10 protein-coding genes are annotated in these 20,575 nt (G+C 58.9%); 8 read left to right on the top strand and 2 right to left on the bottom strand.

Annotated elements, in window-relative coordinates; genetic code table 11:
- Positions 1-136: 136 nt before the first annotated feature.
- Positions 137-8,851, bottom strand: coding sequence for an FG-GAP-like repeat-containing protein (locus FHS27_RS24730; RefSeq protein ID WP_184308092.1), 8,715 nt, complete (start codon positions 8,849-8,851; stop codon positions 137-139).
- Between the two features lie 379 nt (positions 8,852-9,230).
- Between FHS27_RS24730 and FHS27_RS24725 the strand changes: the two genes are divergently transcribed.
- From FHS27_RS24725 to FHS27_RS24715, 3 genes are read left to right on the top strand one after another with little or no spacing between them, the layout of a single operon-like run.
- Positions 9,231-10,019, top strand: a complete 789-nt coding sequence (locus tag FHS27_RS24725) for a DUF726 domain-containing protein (protein WP_184308087.1) — start codon at positions 9,231-9,233, stop codon at positions 10,017-10,019.
- Positions 10,016-11,680 carry an ATP-binding cassette domain-containing protein gene (locus FHS27_RS24720; RefSeq protein ID WP_221225367.1) on the top strand — a complete coding sequence of 555 codons (1,665 nt, stop codon included), beginning with the start codon at positions 10,016-10,018 and terminating at the stop codon, positions 11,678-11,680. Before FHS27_RS24725 ends, FHS27_RS24720 begins: the two co-directional genes overlap by 4 nt.
- Positions 11,681-11,714: 34 nt before the next feature.
- A complete protein-coding gene (locus FHS27_RS24715; protein WP_009102029.1) occupies positions 11,715-11,888 on the top strand; it encodes a hypothetical protein in 174 nt (57 codons plus the stop codon).
- 172 nt (positions 11,889-12,060) lie between these two features.
- On the opposite strand, the gene FHS27_RS24710 is transcribed toward FHS27_RS24715, so the two are convergent.
- Positions 12,061-13,308, bottom strand: coding sequence for a sigma-54 interaction domain-containing protein (locus tag FHS27_RS24710; protein ID WP_184308085.1), 1,248 nt, complete (start codon positions 13,306-13,308; stop codon positions 12,061-12,063).
- An 11-nt stretch (positions 13,309-13,319) separates the two neighbouring features.
- On the opposite strand from FHS27_RS24710, the gene FHS27_RS24705 reads away from it, so the two are divergent.
- The 5 genes from FHS27_RS24705 (at position 13,320) to FHS27_RS24685 (ending at position 19,534) form a co-directional block, all read left to right on the top strand.
- Positions 13,320-14,867 carry an aldehyde dehydrogenase family protein gene (locus FHS27_RS24705; protein ID WP_246420845.1) on the top strand — a complete coding sequence of 516 codons (1,548 nt, stop codon included), beginning with the start codon at positions 13,320-13,322 and terminating at the stop codon, positions 14,865-14,867.
- A gap of 322 nt (positions 14,868-15,189) precedes the next feature.
- Positions 15,190-16,797, top strand: a complete 1,608-nt coding sequence (locus tag FHS27_RS24700; RefSeq protein ID WP_184308083.1) for a phytoene desaturase family protein — start codon at positions 15,190-15,192, stop codon at positions 16,795-16,797.
- Complete coding sequence (locus FHS27_RS24695; protein WP_315854681.1) at positions 16,794-17,669, top strand: lysophospholipid acyltransferase family protein; 876 nt, start codon at positions 16,794-16,796, stop codon at positions 17,667-17,669. Before FHS27_RS24700 ends, FHS27_RS24695 begins: the two co-directional genes overlap by 4 nt.
- Positions 17,670-17,685: 16 nt before the next feature.
- A complete protein-coding gene (locus FHS27_RS24690) occupies positions 17,686-18,864 on the top strand; it encodes a glycosyltransferase (protein WP_184308199.1) in 1,179 nt (392 codons plus the stop codon).
- 58 nt (positions 18,865-18,922) lie between these two features.
- Positions 18,923-19,534, top strand: a complete 612-nt coding sequence (locus tag FHS27_RS24685; RefSeq protein WP_246420836.1) for a hypothetical protein — start codon at positions 18,923-18,925, stop codon at positions 19,532-19,534.
- The last annotated feature ends 1,041 nt before the right edge of the window (positions 19,535-20,575 follow it).

Below are 20,575 nucleotides of genomic sequence, written 5' to 3'. Positions count from 1 at the left end.
AAAGAAGATCGCAAGAGCGTTTCTGTTAATGATGCGGGTTTCATACCTTGCTACGTTTGCCAGAACATAGGCCACCGCTGGGTGACGGTGGCTACCAAACAGTCCACCGTCGGGGTGGCTACGGCAATGGGAAAGTTTAGCGATCGAATGCGTCGATCGATGTGGCGAATTCTTCCTCGAGTCCGAACAACAAGTCACGTGATTCCGAATCATTGCCATCTTCGCCGGGCAAAGTGGCAATGACATCACTCGCAACGTCGAGCGCATGTGCCGAAGGCGACGTTTGGGAAACGAAGGCGAGCGATTCGTCCCAGAGCGTCTCTGTCGAGTCCAGCTCCGATACGACCGATCGCGTTTCCGATGTCGGTAAACCGCTGACCACGATCGTCGTCATACCGACCGGGACCATCGGCGAGATATCGACGGGCTCGGACGCGGGCGCCGAACCGGCATCCATCGCGTTGAGGTAATTGATCGCTTGCAACGCATCGAGTGCCGAGACAATCCCGTCGCCACTGACGTCGTAGTAGAACATCGTATCGCTGGTTAAACCGGACGCAAACTCGCCGCTCAACGCGTCCGGCAGTTCTCCTTCGCCGTTCTGATTCAACCGATTGATAATCAACAGCGGATCGAGCGATGACACGCCACCGCTTCGGTTAACATCCGGCGCGAGCAGCGGGTTCTGCCAAATGGCACTCGCGGCCAACCGCAACGTCGCACCGTTAGATGTCAATTGATGCGCCGGAACTCCCTCCGTTAACACGGGAACGTCAACCGACCACTCATCACCGAGATCCAATACATCGGTCGCGTCAACTCGCAAGAAAAGTATGTTTCGCGAGTCTGTCATCGCCTGAACTGCTCCACTACCGATCACGAGTGTCTGCGTGCCGTCGCCAACCGTGTTGATTTCTTCGATATTTTTCACCGCTAAAAAGGTGTCCGCGTTGAATGCGGGAATCGTCGCGGGAGAATACTCGAACCCATCGATATCCAGATGCAACGTGTCGTACCCCAGCGATCCATCAATCGTCACACGCGTCGGTGAACCGATCATGATATGGTCGTCACCACCGGACGTGTTCAGTGCAATCGTTTCGGCACCCGTGTCGGGATCCACCGTAATCGTTTCGCCACGCAGCCCTGTCGTGAACACCGACGAGGAGACCGGTTGGGTGATCAACGTCATTCCGGTCACTTCATCGACGAGTACAAATTCATCATCAACGCGGCGAACATGCAGATCGCTGAGTTCAGCATCGACATGAATAACCGACAAACGTCGCCGACCGATGTCAGGGTACCCGTACGCTAGCGTTGAATCGGAAACATCGAGATAGATCAACCCGATGTCGTGACCATCGGCATCAAAGTCCAGGTCAGTCACGACATCGACGGTTTGAGGGATATTCCAATTCTCGGGAGTAAAGGTCAGCGAATTGGGTGACACCTCGACGCTGTCGATGGCCGAATTATCGAACGTCAACGTCACAGGAGCCGTTGGCTGCGCCCCCAAAGTCACCGAGAACGAGTCCGCCGGAAGTCCCAGTTCGCTCGCGTAGGTATTGCCGAGGGTCTCGTTGATCAAGATCGATGCCCGGTCATTGTCGACAACAACGACCTCGAGTTGTTTCGGCGGCACACCGCGGAAATGCTCATCCGATTCGCTATCGATCACCTCGATCGACACCACGGAACTTTCGTCGCCACTCGCTCGTGAGTCATCCAGTGCAAACACACGAACCTCTTGCGGAACGTCCCAGTCAAACGGCGTGAACGTCAACTCCGTCGCCTGAGAATCGTTCACTTCCACGCCGAGCCTTGCCGGCGCATTCACTCTCAATCGCACGTCCGAAAGTGGGGCCGATGCGAGGGTGAGGCCGAGCGTTTTCGAAGACGCGTCCAATCCTTCCGCAGACTCCGTCAATCGAATTTGGCCGGCGATTGTTTGGCCCGCTTCATCCAAAACAACCAACCCGGCGACCTCGTCATCGATGATCGTCGAAGTCACTTCCGTTGTCGGATGTCCGGTCGCACGCACCGTCAAGGTGAACGGACGGTTTCCATCGACAACGCCATTGTCTCGTGTCGCAATCGGAATTTCGATTCTCCGGTGCCCGCGAGGGAACGTCACCAACGTCGGCCATGTCAACTGCTCATTCGGCGACGTGCTCAGCCGTACCGTAACCTGACTGATCGTATTCCGCGTCAACACCAACGTGCCTGCGCCGTTTGATTCAGGAAGCGTGTTCTGTGAAGCGCCCGCCTGACCGACCGGAAACACCAACTCCGCGGTCAACTCAGGCACATCGTCTTCGTTAATCGTCATCCCGATTTCCGACGACTGATAGCCGATCGCATCGGCAATGATCTGGAACGATCGATTCCCGCCCACGACTTCGTTATCAACAGGATCAACGGGGACGTCCACAAACGATTGTCCGACCAAAACCTTGACCGACGCCGGAATCTCAACCGACTGCGGTGATGTTGTCGTGATCGCGACATCCAGAGGCCCGTTTTCAAACGTCACCGCCCGCGGCAGACTGACCCGAACGAAAACCGTCTCCGCGTCTTCTAAGACCGTGTTGTCAGTGATCGCCGAACCATCGGCGCGGACGAGTTGGGTCGACAATTCCTCGTAATCCGACACCGCCATTTCCGCCGTCGCGTCGACGTAATCAGGTGCAGACGCCGTGAGGACGAACATCCGTGTTCCAGTCAGGAAATCGTCATCGATCGCATTGAGTGCGATTGGCGTTGATAACAAATCGCCGTCCACAAAATGCACCGCCGATGCGAAGGAGACCCCACCACTCGGATCGACGCTGAGCGTGCCTTCGAGTGCACCGCTGCTGTCGGTCCTTCGAACTCGCACCACCGCAACGCCATCCTTTTCGCTGATTTCGACAGGAGATGCGGGGTCATCGAAAACGATCGACAGCGGCTCATAATCCAAAATTTCGATTGCGGTGTTTGCCGAAACGTAGCCGCCCGCCGATGCGATTATTGATGCGGACCGACTCCCGTCGAGCACCGTGTTATCACGCGCCGTCAGCTCAAACGGTAACGACGAGGTGCTGCCGCTAAGGAACGTGACGGTGAGCTGCTGCGTGAACGCGTCGGACGGATCCGAAAACAGTTGAGCGGTCAGGTTTCCGTTCGGATCACTACGATGCAGCACTCCGGTGATCGTTCCACCGTTCTCCACCACACTGGTGCTGTCGAGTTCGATCGCCAACGTTTCGTAATCCGTCACCGCGAGATCAATACTCTCGTCGACCAAGCCCACTCCTGATGAAGTGATCGTCACGAACTGAGTCCCATCGAGAATCTGGTCATCCAACGCTGTGATGGGAACACGGATCGTTCGTTGGCCTTCTTCAAACGTCACCGAAGCCGAGATGGAGGCTTCGCTCGTGTCGTCAACGCTGAGGTAAATCGTCTGTTCCACCGAGGCATCGATTCGATTCAAAATCAATTCCGTCGCCCCACCCCGCTCACTGATCGACAAATCCGCCAACGCCATCAACAGGGATTCGTAATCAGTAACCCCGATCTCGCCGTCACCGGGTTCAATTCCCGCGGCTCGTGCGGTGATGGTCACCTTCTGCGTTCCGTCGAACAGCGTGTCGTCGATCGCGTTAACAATGAACGTGACCGATTCAGCTCCCGCGGGGATCGTGACGTTGGGAGGCACCGTCAATTCGGTACGATCCGAACTCGACAGATTCACGATCACTACTTCTGACGTGTCCGCAAACAAACGCGAAACCGTGACCGTCCCCGTGCCACCATTTTCGCTAATCAAAACGTCTTGCACATCAACCGCCAAACGTGGCGGCGAATACGAGAACGTGCTTCGGTACGTTCCACCGGCGATTCCGTCCCCCGACGGTGTCTGCGTCCAAATCGCGGCGTCGGTATTACCTGGAATGTGGCTACTCAGGAATTCGCCGTCGAGCAACGAACCGGCCGTATTGGCGATCCCGCCCAGTTCTCCATTGGCCTCGAGTAGATAGAAACCTGCTTGCAGCGGTTCGGCAAAGTTCAACGTTGCGGTGAAGGTCGTCGCGTTCCACTGCACAATGCCATCGGCGTCCTCAATGATGTCATCGAACGGGTCAAAGAACAACGAATCGTCGCTGCGCCGCAGACGCAGATTGTCCGTCGTCAAAGTTTCCGGATCAATCGAGCCGCTGAACGTCACGGAGAAGGAATCAAGTCGGTCGGTCGTGCCGCCGTCCAAACCGGGGTCCGTCCGATGCGTTCCCGAGGCGAGTGACGTGCCAACGATGGCCGGACCGTGGACCAGACCGAGCGTATCGACTGCCCGAGTGGGCCGAATCCACTCCAACGAAATTGCTTCACCCGCGGAAGCCTCTTCATACTGAATCCGGATCGCATAGGTGCCCGCGAGCAGTGGTGCCGACGGCGACCCCGCAACGTAACCGTGGCCACTGCCCCAACCGTTGTCCGCGATTTCGGCTGCGGTGTTACCGAACACGCCATTGCCGTCGATATCAACGATCACCCGACTTCCGTCGTCGCTGCGTGTGAGTAACTGCACTCCGTCTTCCGGAACAGCAATGTAACCATCCCACTGAACCGAAAAGTTCTCCCAATTATCGTCGGTGCCACCGGTCACGCCGACTTCTTCCCGCGATCCAAAATCGCCTTGATTTACGAACGTAATCGATTCGTCGACACGCGTGCCCGCAATCGTCTGCGTTTCTCGCCAATCTTCCACTGCCGCGACGTCACGCAGCGACGCGTCGACGTAACTGCCGACCAATCCCGGCTGCGTGCCAGCAGCGTCTTGATACAACACGGCGGCGGGCACCGTTCCCGTCACCGCGACTTCCTCACTCAAGTTCACCGTATAGCCGGCTCCGTCGGTAACGCGACCTTCGATGCGGTACAACCCCGAGTCCGGAATCCCCCGGGTGTAGAGCGTCAACGGAGCCCGGCGGGTCATCGCGATCGAATCGTAAACCGCGTCGAGCGGCTGGAACGTATCATCGGCCGTTCCAAAGGAGAGATCGCCACCGGCACCATGAAGCGTGAACGCGGACGATCGAACCGACGACAACGATAGCTGGTCCGTCAGCCCCAACGTGAATTGCCCCCGTTGATAAGGGTCGCGGCTGTAGTTCACCGAAAACACCGAAACGGGAGTGACATCCTCTGAGGCAATCGTGAACGTCGACGTGAACGCACCACCCTCAGTCCCGTTGCCACTGACGAGAGGGAAGGCGAAGTCCGCGGCGACTTCACCGTCGAGCGTATTCCCGTTGAAATCAGCGATCCCATCGAGCGTAACCGTGTAGGTCCCCACCGGCAACGGCAACGTCGCCGTCCAAACCAACGTGCCCGCGAGTGAATTAACGCGAGCCGAACCGCTGACCCGTTGCCCCGAAGCATTGGTCACGCGCACCGTGTCGCTGTTGATGGTGTCCGAGTCAATAATGTCGTCGAGCAGCACGAGAATTTGGTTCGTCGTGTTCAACACCGCGCCGTTGTCAGGCGAGATCCCGATCACGCGTGGCGCGTCGGTTTCCATGGCACTGCCCGGTGTCAACTTCATCCGATACGACGCCGAAGAACCATTGCGACCGGTCACTTCGATCGTCAGCGGTCCCGCCGGAATCAATCCAGCCCCGCCGAAATCCAAACGGATGTACGGGTCCACCGAAACGATTCCCGATTGCCGATCGACGGCATCATCGCTCCGCGCGATCACATTCCCCGAACCGTCACGGATGGTCAAAATTGCATCCAGTGGCATTTGAAACTCAGCCGAATCGATGTCGACGTCCCACACCGTTTCGCCCGTTGGATCGAACGTGTACCGGTCAACGTCGTCCACTCCCTCGAGAGACGCGAACACGACGACTTTATCGTTCTGAGGGTTGTCTGCCGATTGCGTCGACACCGTCAGTGCATTGTTGTTTGCGTCCGCGGTGATGAACTCTTTGGGCCCGGTGCCGTCCAAATCCGCGGCCACGATCGAGTACTCGTTCCAGTTCGTGCCACTGGTCCAGACCGGACGCGTGAAACCGCCTTCATTGTCGCCGAGCAACACGCTCGCGGAATAACGCCAACCTCCCACCAACAAATCAACCGCGCCGTCGCCATCAATGTCGTCCGCGGAAATCTCATGCGGCTCGTTTGTCATCGATTCGCTCGCCAACAAACCGAACTCACCGTTACCGAAAGACTGATAGATTTCCAACAGCGCCCCATTGCCACTGACGACGGCAAAGTCCGCGGCGGTGTCGTTATTGAAGTCCGCGACTGCGATCCCGGTGGAAAACTCAGTAATCTCGACAGAGTCGCCGCGAACGAAACTGCCAAATCCGGCGTTGCGATGCAGCGACACACTCGCCGACGCGTTGCTCGCGACCAGCAGATCGAGATTGCCGTCACCGTTGTAGTCCCCCGCATCGAGCGACGATGGACTCGCGACGGTGGTGTACTCCGCTGCTTCACCAAACGTCCCGTCTCCGTCGCCCAAGAACACTGTCAATTGGCCGCCGAACGACGTCGTTGCGATATCAAGGTTTCCGTCACCGTCCAAATCAGCGGTCGTTGTTGCACTATTGCTGCCCGACGTCGTCAACGGCGTTCCCGCTGCGAGCACACCGCCTGCTCCCGCCAACAAGATCAGCACCTGCGCCTCGCTCGACATTCCGATCGCCACATCATCGCGACCGTCATTATTAAAGTCACCGATCGAAATCGGCTCGGTCGCAAAGTTAAACGTACTCGTGATTTCAGTCACCACGGCCTCGCCGAGTGTCCCATCGGCGGCCGACAAATACGTGTGCAACTGGTTCGATCCCTGTTGCAACGAAACCACATCGTCGCCACCGTCTCCGTCAAAGTCCCCCGCTCGGACAAAAACGGGACGCTGTTCCAACTCGATCGTTTGCGACACCTGATGATCGATCGTCATTTCTTGCAGATAGCGATCGAGCGAAACGGCGACTTCGTTCCCATCGCTATCGCGTGTTTCTTCCACGATGACTTGCGCCCCCGCCTGCAAATTCCAATCGATGTAATTGCGATGGTTGTTGACCTGGCTGCCCGGTTGGCGAGAGTCCGTCCCTTCGAACGCAAAAATGCTGCCCGTGGACAAATATTCCGTCCGCCCGACATACGACATGAACGCCTGGACGTCTCGCGCGTGCGGCAGTCCCGCGGCGTGGCCGAATTCATGATTCACCGTATTCGTCGAGAGTGCCGAGAGTGCACCAACGCTCGTTTCCGTCGCCCCCGTCATCGCCAACCCGTTGGCACTGCGTTGGCCTCCACGCGAACTGCCTAACCCGCCGGCACCGAAATCGCCAAAGTCGCCGATCCCCTGCGTGATTCGCTCGTTCCCGTCCGCGGGCGCCTCGGTGACCGCGTTGACGTCATAGGGTGCATACTTCGCGTTGAACGAACCGATGTAATACGGCCTCGCTTCATCAACCGCGTACGCGGCAACACGATCAAAACCGAAATACGTGCTCTCGTCGTCAAAGTCAAAAACGTGCGTCGTCGCATCACGCTGCGGCGAAAAGTTGTATTGGAAATTCGCGAGCACCCCGTACGCACCAACGCCAATGGGTGAGCTCGCCGAAACGGCCAAGTAATAAACGCCGGGGGCGAACGCGTCCGGACGGCTCGTGCTGAGCGTATTCGAGTGAGTGTCCGCGAGGAATTGGCCGTACTGGTTGTACAACGTCATCGACTTACCGTCGCCGGTCACCGCGTCCGAACCGCTCAGGGCCAAGCGAAAGTTCACCGTGCTCAACGAGTCGATTTCGAAACGAAAGACGTCAACATCGTCGACGTCCTCGATCGTGCCGGCAACCTGCTGTTGCCAATTGTTCAATCCGCTGGGCCGGTCGAGTTGCCATTCGTACGCACCGGAGAGTTCCGAGCCCGTTTCCTCCGCCACGAACGCGTCACTGAGTACGTTCACGACCATGTTGTATTCGAGTGCCAACACATCGAGCGCATCGGACCGTTGCAGTCGCAATGTGATCGTGCCGCCGTTTCGAATCGTGGCAGACAACCCTTTGCCAGTCGTGTCGCTGGTGATCACGTTCCCAAACCCATCGATCAGTTCAGTCGCGGGGCCCTGCAGCGGTAAACCCGCAAAGCTAACCACGACAACGTCGCCCGGCTGCGTGTTGATTGAGAAGTGATCAATGTCACCGCCGCCGTCCAACGTTCCATTGATCGGAATGCCCAACGCAATCTCAGGAGCCTCTGATTCCGGCCCGTTGGGTTCCGGTTCGGTATTGATCGCACCCGTGCCCGTTTGCGACTGCATGCCGTAGTCACCGACAAAGGTGCCGAACGCGTTACTCGACGAGATACCGAGGTAGTACGTCCCCGCCGCGGGCGCGACGAACCCCAGGTCGCTGCCATCATGTGACGTCGCCAACAGGTTCCCGTCGTCATCGAACAACTCGAGCCCCGGAGGCAACGTCGACGAGAAACGCGGTGCGTTTTGATTGAACGGATTCAGCGAAAACCGTTCGCCTTGGGCGAGGTTGAATTGAAAGTAGTCCACGTCGGTCGCGCCAGACAAAACCCCCTCGGCGAGATCTCCCGCTGGCAACAACGTCGCTTGAGCGATCGTGTCGTTCGGCTCGACTTCGGCGGCGAGCAATTGTCGCGTTTCCAGCGTCTCAATCCGACAACGACGCCAAGATCCGGTGCGACGCGACGAATCAGACAGAAGACGACTTCGCCGGCGGCGTGTCTCGGCCGAACAGGGCCGTTCACCCTCAATCGGTTGAGCTGAACGTGATTTGCCGGCGGCAGATGCCTGTGATTTCCAAAATGTCATCGAAGTGGACTCAGTGGGGCTAACCCGCCCGATTGCAATCCCGAGCAGAGTGACTCATGCCCTGTTGCAAACGTCGATGGCGGTGATCCGGGAACAAATGCGTGAGCGATAGTGTAATGGAAACAGGTGCCGGTTGTGCGCATCGTGCCGGTTATCCGGCCGAACGATTTGTGCCGTCAAGCAGCACTTTTCACATACAAAATTCGCAAAATCGTCCCCGCTGACGGACGAACTGCCCGTCGCCCGCGTCCAACCCCGCAAGGAAACGCCTCGACCGCTCGAACCACTCACGCCCACACGGGCTCTCGTGTAGCAACCGACAAACCGCCTGCGTTACAATACGACACTCCCCTCTCCTCCACGATCTAGCATCTCCCGCATGACCGTCCGATTGCATCCCATCGCGAAGTCGAACCGCGGTCCCATTCATTTGGTGATCGCCGGTTACCGTTCGCGCCCCGATGCGGCCTTGATCGAGGCCGCTCGGCTGCCCGGATCGACCTACGCGGTGCACTGGGCAGCGGGAAAATGGTCCGAAGCGGGAGCCTCCGTCGGCGTGATTGCTCGCGGCGTGCGAGTCGGCGTCCCGGCAATGCGAACGGGCAAGATGCTCGTCGGCATCGGATCGATCGCGGGGTTTGCCGGCGGTGCACTGGTCGTGGGCGCAGGACAATTTCGTCACCGCTATTGGTGCGCCAACCGCGATGGCCAACGACTGCCCGCCCTGCTCAGCCAAATCCCGGGCATCCGAAACCGGCCGCTGTATCTGTACGGCCACTCCCTCGGCACCGTTGTCGCTCGCGCTGCGCTCGAAACCATGGACGATGACAAATTCCGAATCGAAGACGTCGTCTTGATGGGCGGGATGGCCTCGCGTCGCGGTTGGGAATCGGTCGCCGAACGATTTACCGGACGCCTGATCAACATGTACTCGCCACTCGACCGCATCCTTTCAATCGCACCGGTCTGGGACCGCGTTGTCGGAACCGGTGAAGTCGTTCTCGAGGAGAACACGAACCTGTCTGCCGAACGTGTCGTCAATCACAATTTGTGCGAACGTTTGCCTAGCCAATTCAACGCGATCGCCCACCACAGCGGATATTGGAAACATTTCGGCGGCTACGTCGGTCGTGATCGCGTTTGCGTTGACCGGGACGTTCGCTCATGAATCAGAAAGTGCAGGATGCACTCGAGATTTCCAACCTCAACGTCACCGCGGCCTCGAATGCGTTGTTGCGTGATGTTTCCGTTTCGGTCGCCGGCGGCAAAATCACCGTCTTGGTCGGAGGCAGCGGCGCGGGCAAATCCGTCTTGCTGCGATTGCTATCCGGAATTCTTCCGCGTCAACAATCGCCCGTCCACTGGGAGGGCCAAATCACCCTCGGCGGCACGCCGCTGGGGGCACACTCCCAAGGTCGAACGGGGATCGTTTTTCAACAGTTCGCGTTGTTCGACGAACTAACACCGACCGCCAACATCCAATTCGCGATCGATCACCGCGCCGACCGATCCAAGCCTCCACGGCACTCCGCATCCGAATGGCTCGAACTGCTCGGCGTCCCCGCGTCGCCTCCGGTTGCCGCACTCAGTGGTGGACAAAAACAACGGCTCGCGATCGCGCGGACGCTCGCCGCCGATCCTCAGATCATTCTTTATGACGAACCGACTTCGGGTCTCGACGCGGCGACGGGCAGACGTGTCGCCGAGTTGATCCGCGAAACGCAGAGTCGGTTCGGGCGTACGAGCCTGGTCGTCACGCACGATTATGCGGGATTACTCAAGATCGCCGACGAAGTCCTGCTGCTCGATTCAAAATCGAAAACGATCACACGAGTGCCACCCGAACAATGGGACGAAATCCCCGAACGGATGCAGGCCGTCGCACTCCCCACATCGGCCGACCGCATTGATTCAGCGAACCCGCGACCAAACACGCGCGGAATCGCGAGGCGAGTCATCGACAACCTCGGCGGGCGTTGTCTCGACACCGCCGGACGTTTTTTCGGCGCAACCGGTGGCACCCTGGTCGCCGCAGCACGCTTGCCCTTCGACGCCTTACCCATCGTACCGCGACCGAAATGGGCGGCCCGTTTCCTGTTGCATTTCCTTGCCCTCGTCGGCGGCCCGACGGGATGCGTTTATCTGTTAATCGCGGGACTAATCGTCGGGTTCACGACAACCTACTTCACGCTGCGGTTCCTACCGTTTCGGCTGTACACGCAACCGCTCCTGATTGACGAACTGCTCGCCGCGATCGGTTTTGCCCTCTATCGGATCTTGGTCCCCGTTTTAGCGACCGTGTTGATCGCCGCACGATGTGGTGCGGCGGTGGCCGCGGACGTCGGTGTGAAACAATACGGCGGGCAAATCGACGCGTTGAAAACGTTCGGCATTCGGTCCACGGCCTATTTGCTCGTCCCGATCATGGGCGCGTTCTTGATCGCAACTCCCATCCTCGAATGGCTCGCGTTCACCGCATCCCACTGGATCAGCCGCATGACGTTTGTGGTTTGCTACCCCGAGATCGGCATCCACTTCTGGAACCAGCACTTCTTCCGCGGCATCACACTCGCCCCCGATGCACTCGGCAACGCAGCATGGGGATCGAGCCTGCCGGTCGTCGGTTGGTTCCTGCTGGGCAAAGGCTGGGGCTGGGTTTTGCTGAAGAACACGTTGTGCGGATTCGGGACCGCCGGAATCGCCTACCATCAAGGACTCACCCCCAAACAATCCGCCAGCGACGTCAGCCACTGCATCACGGCGACCGTATTGTGGGCGACACTGTATGTCTTAGTCGTCCATTTTGTGATAGCTTTATTAGAGTTTTAAGAAACCACTCACTCGAACTGACATCGAAGGCGGTATGGACAAGAAAGCAAAGAAACGTTTGGAAGTCATCAACAAGAAACTGCAAACCCTGCGACCACGTTTGGCGGGATCGAAAGAGCAGGCCGACGACCCGAACGAATTAGCCGAGCTCGAAAACGAGATCTCCAGCCTCGAAGCCGAAGCCGCCGAGCTCCGGAAGTCAAAATAGCGAAACCGCTAACGCTGCTACAAAACGGTTGACGCCGCTGCGAAAAACGGCCGCCTACAACAAAAAAGCCCAGCCCGTCTGGGCTAGCAAAAAAACGAGCAACGAGCAACGAGCAACGAGCAACGAGCAACGAGCAACGAGCAACGAGCTTCTAGCTTCTAGCTTCTAGCTTCTAGCCCAACTCGTACTGCTTAATCTTCTTGTACAGCGTATTGCGATTCATCCCCAACCGCGCCGCCGCTTTGGTTTGAACGCCTCCGCACTGCGCGAGCACCTGAGCGATCAATTCTTTTTCGATTTGATCGACCACCGAAGCGTGCACGTTCTCTTCTTCATCGGCTTCCGCGAGGCCGCGTGAGACGACGAACCGGGTCAGAGTTTTCACGTCCATGCGATCGACGTACGCCGCAGGACTCTCCGCGGCCAACCCCGGATCACTCCCACGTACTCCTCCGCCGCCCATCGCACCGCCGGCTCCCAGCGAATCACCTGATGACATTGCTCCCGGTGACATCGGGCCCGGAGACATTGGGCCCGGTGATATCGCCCCGGGCGACCCCATCCCGCCCGGATGGCCGCCCGCGAGACTCGCCCCCTCATCGCTCCCCGCGAACGATCCGCCGAATTCATTCACCAACGGTTCACCGCTGAGCACACACGACGGCAAAAGGTCCAACGTCAATTCGTCCGTGTCGCTCATCACGACCGCTCGTTCGACATAGTTCTGCAATTCGCGAACGTTCCCCGGCCAGTGATATTCCTGCAGGGCCAGCATCACCTCGGGCGAAATGTGCGTGACGTAGCGGTCGTTGATGTCGTTGTAGTAATCCAGGAAAAACGAAACCAGCGCCGGGATGTCTTCGCGCCGATGACGCAGCGCCGGAATCTCGATCGGCACCACATTCAATCGCCAATAAAGGTCTTCGCGGAACCGGTCGTTGTGCACCTGACGCATCAGGTCGCGGTTGCTCGCCGCGATCACGCGTGCGTCGGTGTGGTGCGTGGTTGTGTCCCCGACCCGCTCGAACTCCTTCTCCTGCAACACCCGCAGCAACTTCACCTGCAGGGTCATGGTGGTCGAGTTGATTTCGTCCAAGAAGATCGAACCACCATCGGCCGCCTCGAAACGCCCCGCACGGTTCGCAATCGCACCAGTAAACGATCCGCGAACGTGACCAAACAATTCGCTCTCGAGCAAACTCTCGCTCAACGCGCCGCAGTTAACCTTCACAAACGGTCCACCGCTGCGGTGACTGAGTTGATGGATCGCCGACGCCACGAGTTCTTTACCCGTGCCGGTTTCGCCCAAGATCAATACGGACGCGTTGCTCACGGCGACCTTGCGGGTCACACGATCGACTTCGCGCATCGCGGGAGATCCACCGATCACACCCGGCAACAGTTGATTCCGGACACTCACTTGGAACTGGCTTGACTGGTACGATGATCTGTCACCCGGCTTCCCAACCTGACGAGGACGAATTGACTGCCGCGACAAATTATCACGAACCGACGTCGTGGGCTATGCGGTCCAGCGCTGAACGCTGCCGAATCGTCGGTAAAGTCCGGCATGAAATTGCACATTGTGCCGATCTTTTAGTCTCTGAGGCACGCAACGACCAACGCCGAGACGAAATTGAGACCGTCGCATCGGAGCTGATCCCCTTGTGCGATGCTTTAGGGTGGATCGCCCGCCGTGGCCCTCGCGTGCTCCGAAAACGCAGCGTCGGACTCTCGCGACGCCCCATTTGGATGTGGGGCGTTCGCAGTATCGTCCAACGCGTTCCGCTGGGCCGCGTCCTGATCCTCGGGACATGGAATTACCCGCTCTTTTTGAGCGGCGTGCAGGCGGCCCAAGCTCTCGCGGCCGGAAACAGCGTCCTGCTCAAACCCGCTCCCGGCAGCGAACGCGTCACCTCCGCGATGGTCGACGCGTTCCACCGCGCGGGAATCCCCAAAGATGCTTTGCAGCTCCTCGACAGCTCCACCGACTCGGCAATCTCCGCGATCGACGCGGGAGTCGACCTGATCGTCCTGACCGGATCGGCCGCCACGGGAAAACGCGTCCTTCGCCAAGCCGCCGATCACCTCACGCCCGCAATCATGGAACTCTCCGGAGTCGACGCAGCCCTCATTCTCGATGACGCCGACCAGGAACGTGTCGTATCCGCAATCCGGTTCGGCCTGCTCTTCAACAGCGGCGCGACCTGCATCGGCCCCCGGCGGGCAATCTACCTTCACGCAACCACCGCCGCGAACGAGCCCGACGGCTCCATCGGCCACACCATCCCAACCAATCCCCGCAAACTCGCACAACCTCCATGGATCGACCGCCTCGTCGAAACGTTGCGTGCCGCCGATCCAGTAATCGTCCACCCCGCCGCCCGAAATACCGTTGCCGATGTGATTGAATCTGCGATCGAACTCGGAGCCGTCGACCGAATCGGGAAATTCAACGCCGACGAAGTCCGGCAAACCGGATCGATGTCGCCCGTCGTCATGGCAAACGTTCCCGAAGGACACGCCGTACTGCAGTCCGATATGTTCGCGCCGGTTCTCTCACTCATGCCCGTTGACTCCGTCGACGACGCAATTACGGTCATCAACACCTGCCCCTATCGCTTGGCCGCCTCCGTCTTCGGCCCCACTGCGATCGCTCGCCACGTCGCCTCTCAACTGAGCGTCGGTTCGGTCGTCGTCAACGATCTTGTCGCCCCCACGGCCGACCCCAGGTTGCCCTTCGGCGGACGCGGCGACAGCGGATTCGGCGTCACGCGTGGCCCCGAAGGCCTGCTCGCGATGACCACACCACGAGTCATCTCCACACGACGTGGACGAATCGCGCCGCACTTGTCAGCCCGCAACGATTCTGACGCGGAATTGTTGACCGGTGTCCTACAACTGAACCACAGCCGCGGGTTTCGCGATCGATTTGAAGCGCTGCGACGACTGACCACTGCCGCGCGGCGACGCAGTTAACTACAACGGCGCTGTTAACTACAGCGGCGCGGTACAACATCAGCCCATGAACACGTCGCGTGAATCGCCTGCAAATCGATCACACCAACACCGTTCGACACTCCGCCTCCGTTTTGCAATCCTGCTCGTCACCAATCAACCCGTTGCCGGCATCCGTTTACGACGGTTGCGTTTGCTGAACCTTCACGAACAGCCAACAGGTCGCTCAATCGATCGCCTCCTCCGCAATCCGTCGACCGAATACGTTTGTCAAAACTCAAACGTTGACACGCCGTCTTCCTGACCACTCTCACGAACCCACAATACGATACAATCGCACGTTATGATTGCTCCTGAAACTCGCCAATCGAGCCCGACCAGTGATCCGCAGCATGTGGTGGTGGTCGGAGGTGGGCTGGCCGGATTATCCTCGGCATGCGTCCTGGCCGCCCGCGGCCACCGTGTCACCTTGTGCGACAAAAACGATTGGCTCGGCGGCAAAGCTGCCGTGCATCACACCGACGGCTATCGCTTTGACATGGGGCCGACCATCCTGACCTTGCCCAGCGTGCTGCGACGAGTGTTCGCCGAAGCCAACCGGAACATGGACGATTATCTCGAAATCGTTCCGCTCGATCCGCAGTGGCGTTGCTTCTTTGAGGGATCTCCGCAAGCCGGCACGTCGGAAAATACCGTTCTCGATCTTGTCGCCAACGTCGACGTGATGAAGCGTCACCTTCGCGATTTCACGGGCGGCGATTCCGCAGGCAACGGCTACGAAAAATTCCTCCAAGTCAGCGAGCAACTCCACGGCGTCTCGGATCGATTTTTCTTTTGGCGATCGATCGGTGGTCTCGCCGACACGATGGAAGTCGGAGGTGCGTTCTCCGCCGCCGTTCTCAAAGACGTCCTGTCACTGAGAATGGGACGCAGCGTCGCGTCGGTGGTGCGTTCGCACGTGCCCGAGCATCGCGTCTCGCAGATGATGGACCACTTCACGCAATACGTCGGTTCGTCACCGTACGCGTCACCCGCCGTCTTATGCGGAATCGCCCACATGCAAACCGAAGAGGGCATCTGGTACCCGATCGGCGGTACCCGCGCCGTCCCTGAGGCCCTTATCAAACTCGGCACCGAACTCGGAGTTGACTTTCGTACCGGCACCGACATTCTAAAAATCGAAACGTCCCCGTCCGGCGTCACCGGCGTCACCACCGCGTCCGGCGAATCGATCCCCTGCGACGCAGTGGTCAGCAACTGCGACGCGGTGCGTACGTACCGAGAACTATTGCAGGGAACTGAAGAATCGAAATCGTTCGAAAAGAAAAATCGTCACGAGGCGGCCTGCAGCGGCGTAGTTTTGTATCTCGGCCTCAACCGCCGGTATGAACAATTGCTGCACCACAATTTCATCTTCTCAAAAGATCCCGAAGCGGAGTTCGACTCCATTTACAATCGCGGCGAACCGGCCCCCGACCCGACCGCCTACGTCTGTGCCCCCACCATTTCAGAACCAGGCGTTGCGCCGGAGGGCGGCGAGGCGTTGTACATTCTCGTCCACACGCCTTACCTGCGCCCACAACACGACTGGAAAGCAATGCTGCCCGCCTACCGTGACGTCATTCTCGATAAGCTCGAGCGGACTGCGGGAATGGACGGCCTTCGCGATGCGATCGTAACGGAAGACTCCCTGACCCCTGAAGGGATCCACAACCGCTACCGCGTTCTCAACGGCGCGATCTATGGTCTCGCCAGCCACGGCAAATTCACCGGTGCGTTCAAACCGGGCAACCGCCGAAGAGACATCCGCGGTTTGTATCTCGCCGGCGGTGCCGCCCACCCCGGCCCCGGAATGCCCATGGTGTTGATGAGCGGATGGATCGCCGCCGACTCTCTCGACGAAGACGCACGGGCGGGTAAACTCGCCACCGCCGCAGGGTCAAGGGCGTGAATGCGGGATCCTCACCTACGCCATCCGGACAATCCACGTCCATCGGGCACGAATCCGCGACGCCGCTCGAGATCATCAAACCACCCGCGGACTGGTTTCAAAACGGATTCCATCGTTTCCTCGAAACGTACCTCAAGCGACACTTTCACGCGATCGCGTTCGAGCAAACCGAACTGCCGCCCGTCATCGCCGATGCCCCCGACGTCCCCGTGATCGTGTACTGCAACCATCCCTCTTGGTGGGATCCGCTGTTGGCGCACTTCATCAATCGTCACTTATTCAAACCCCGCCAACTGTACGCCCCGATCGACGCCGCCGCACTCCAGAAATACAAGGTGTTCGAAAAGCTCGGCTTCTTCGGTGTCGAGATGCACTCCAACCGCGGCGCCGCGGCGTTCCTAAAGACCACCGCCGAACTCTTCCGTCGACCGGCGACCGCATTGTGGTTGACCCCCGAGGGTCGGTTCGCCGATTCGCGCGACCATGACGCCGAACTGATGCCCGGACTCGCTCACCTCTGCACACGCACCCGCGAAGCTCTCGTCGTACCGTTGTCATTGGAATACGTCTTCTGGGAAGAACGTTTGCCCGAGTGCCTGTTCCGATTTGGCGAATGTGTGGCGTTGTCGGAATTCCCCGGCCGCACGAAAGCCGACTGGGCCGATGATCTCGCCACTCGGTTGCGAGACAACCAAACGCTGCTCGCCGAACGCGTGATCGCCCGATCCTCCGAACCGTTCCACAATCTGCTCCGCGGCAAACAAGGCGCATCGGGCATCTACGATTGGGGCCGCCGCCTCAAATCATGGATGAAATTGCGTCGCTTTGATGCATCGCATGGCGACCAATTCGGGAGCCCGAGCGGTGGATAATTGGTTCGTGTTCCTAATGTTGTGGGTGTTGCCAACGCTCTCGTTTCTACTCGCGTTCATTGCCTCCATCATGTTCGCGGGAAATCTGCCGCAATTCACCCGTTGGCGCGGCGGCCAACTCAGCCCCGAGGACGAACAACCCGCCGTTTCAGTGCTCATCCCCGCTCGCGATGAAGAAGCGGGCATTCGGCAGTCCGTGCAATCCGTACTCGATAACGCCGGAGTGACCCTGGAAGTCGTGGTGCTCGACGACGGTTCCACCGATGCGACCGCCCACATCGTCCGTTCGATGAGTGACGAAGACCCTCGCGTCCGGCTGCTCGACGGCATCGACCTACCCGACGGATGGAACGGCAAACAACACGCATGCTACCGACTCTCGCATGCCGCGCAGTACGACCTGTTTCTGTTCCTCGATGCGGACGTTCGACTCACCCCGACGGCACTTCAACAGCTCGCCCGCCGGCAAGCACAATCGATTCAATCTGCCAACACGCTCGACACTCCGATATCACTGCTCAGTGCCTTCCCGCACCAAGAGACCGGCACGCTGCTCGAGAAATTGCTGATCCCGATGATGCATTACATTCTCCTGTGCTACCTGCCGTTCTCGCGGATGAGGTCCAGCGTTCATCCGGCCTACGCTTCCGGATGCGGGCAATTGTTCTTCACCGACCGAGACTCATACGGGCGCAGCGGAACGCACAAAGCGATTCGGGCCACCCGCCACGATGGACTGCGGTTACCGATGGTCTATCGCGAACACGGAATGCTGACTGACTGCGTCGACGGAACCGGACTCGCGACGTGCCGTATGTACACCGGTCCGACCGCCGTCGTTCGCGGACTACTCAAAAATGCGAGTGAGGGCATCGCAAACCCACGCCTGCTGTTGCCGTTCACGGTGCTGCTCGGTGGGGCCAGCGTTCTGCCGTACTTCTTACTCGCATATGCTTTAACGCGGCAATCCGACACCGCAACCCCGTTCGCGATCGGCTTCGCGATCTTACTCAGCCTCTCGGCAATCTTCCTGAGCCACTTACCACGCTGGGTCGCCGCGCGAAAATTTCGTCAAAGCGTAATCGGTGCCCTCCTTCATCCGCTCTCAATCGCAATTTTCCTGCTGCTTCAGTGGATCGCGTTTTTCAACCATCTCACAGGCAAACAAATCGCCTGGCGTGGACGTAGCACGTGATCGGCGTCGCAACTCGGCGTGAACGCAGAGCCCACCTTTAACCACGAGTCACTGAATCATGTCTGTTATGACAAATCACCCGATCGCCACCGCCTTACGATCACTCACGACATCAACAGGAATGACAGTCGCACTGTCAGTCGTGACCACCGTCGCTCTCGTCACCGCACTGCCCGGATGCACCAGCGACACGACGACAAAGAACGAATCCGGTTCACCGACATCCAACGAATATTTACTAAGTGAGAAACCCGACTCTCCCGTATCGTTGACCGAAATCGCCGAAACCTTCACACCGTCCGACGATCCCGAAGCCGCCCCCGTCGCGAGCCGCGAAGTCGTCCTGGTCGGCCGAATTGACGCCGGAGATTTCCCCGCGTTTCAAGAAGATCAAGCAACGTTCATGCTGAGCGAATTGCCCGCCGAAGGCCACGGCGCCGACGATCCCGACCACGAAGACAACTGCCCGTTCTGCAAACGCCGAGCGTCCAAGGCCCCCAAAGCGATCGTCAACATCGTATCCAAAGACGGCACCCCACTCCCCACCGACGCCCGAACCCTTCTCGGAGTCGCCCAAGGCGACAAAATCATCGCCATCGGAACCGCCTCCTACGACCAAAACCTAAACACAATCACCCTCAACAGCCAAGCCATCTACAAACCCCAATAACCAACCGCCCAACGCCCCCCGACACCAGCCACCCCATAGTCGCCAAATTGCTCCGCCAATTTGCCCCCACAACCTCCCCAAAAACCAACCACCCCCAGGCCCAACGGGCCGACACAAAACCCATCCACCCCCGTAGGCGACCGAGGCCCTCGGTCAGCCCCCCACACCATCAAGCCCCAACAGCCGCAGCCCGCCACAATCCCACACACCCCAAAACCAAAGATCAGGATTAAGATTAAGATTAAGATAAAGATTAGGATCAAGAATCCCCCCCAATACCAGCCACCCCCAGGCCCAACGAGCCACACATAGTCGCCAAATTGCTCCGCCAATTTGTCCCCACAACCTCCCCCAGAAAACCAGCCATTCCCGGGCCCAACGGGCCGACACAACAACCACCCACCCCCGTTGCTGACCGAGGCCCTCGGTCAGCCCCCGCACCCATCAAACCCCAACAGCCCCACCCCGCCAAAACCCAACTCCCGCCACCCCAAAACCAAAGATCAGGATCAAGATTAAGAGAAAGATTAAGATCAAGGCTTCAAGCTCCAAACAACGTCCCGAAAAACAGCCACCCCAGGCCCAACGGGCCGACACAATTCCCTCCCCCAAGCCCTCAACCTTCGATCACCTTCATCCGCTTCCAGGCCGGCACGTTAGCATCTCGCTTTGATCGCAAAAACGCGATCACCTCGTCGGCGGAAAACTCTCGATGAGAAAAAGGTGTGCGGTACCGAAAAGCCGCAGCGGTACCGGCCTCCTTTTCGTCGGCACCTTATCTCTTCGGACAAAGAAATCGCCCTAGCGACCTCGCCCCCGGCCGGCCGCGTTTGGTTGGCGGCATCTTTTGACAGTAATGTTTGGCGATTCGGTGTCCAGCATCGCCGGGCATTCACTCCGGATCACACAAAGATGACGTGCGACCCTGCCAGCTCACCTATCGGTTGAAACCAAACACGGTGCCGTCACGAAGCCGAAGCCCGCCTAACTGCTTCCTCTTCCCGCTCACGAACCAACCGATCCAGCGGACTAACCACCTTC

Source organism: Aporhodopirellula rubra (genome assembly GCF_014192335.1).
Lineage (GTDB): Bacteria > Planctomycetota > Planctomycetia > Pirellulales > Pirellulaceae > Rhodopirellula > Rhodopirellula rubra.
This window is presented reverse-complemented; position numbering and strand designations above follow the sequence as displayed.

Excerpts from the sequence above, each read along its gene's own strand:
- FHS27_RS24720 (WP_221225367.1), top strand. The coding sequence starts at position 10,016 with ATGAATCAGAAAGTGCAGGATGCACTCGAGATTTCCAACCTCAACGTC.
- FHS27_RS24725 (WP_184308087.1), top strand. The coding sequence starts at position 9,231 with ATGACCGTCCGATTGCATCCCATCGCGAAGTCGAACCGCGGTCCCATT.
- FHS27_RS24730 (WP_184308092.1), bottom strand. The coding sequence starts at position 8,851 with ATGACATTTTGGAAATCACAGGCATCTGCCGCCGGCAAATCACGTTCA.
- FHS27_RS24685 (WP_246420836.1), top strand. The coding sequence starts at position 18,923 with ATGTCTGTTATGACAAATCACCCGATCGCCACCGCCTTACGATCACTC.
- FHS27_RS24700 (WP_184308083.1), top strand. The coding sequence starts at position 15,190 with ATGATTGCTCCTGAAACTCGCCAATCGAGCCCGACCAGTGATCCGCAG.
- FHS27_RS24690 (WP_184308199.1), top strand. The coding sequence starts at position 17,686 with ATGTTGTGGGTGTTGCCAACGCTCTCGTTTCTACTCGCGTTCATTGCC.
- FHS27_RS24715 (WP_009102029.1), top strand. The coding sequence starts at position 11,715 with ATGGACAAGAAAGCAAAGAAACGTTTGGAAGTCATCAACAAGAAACTG.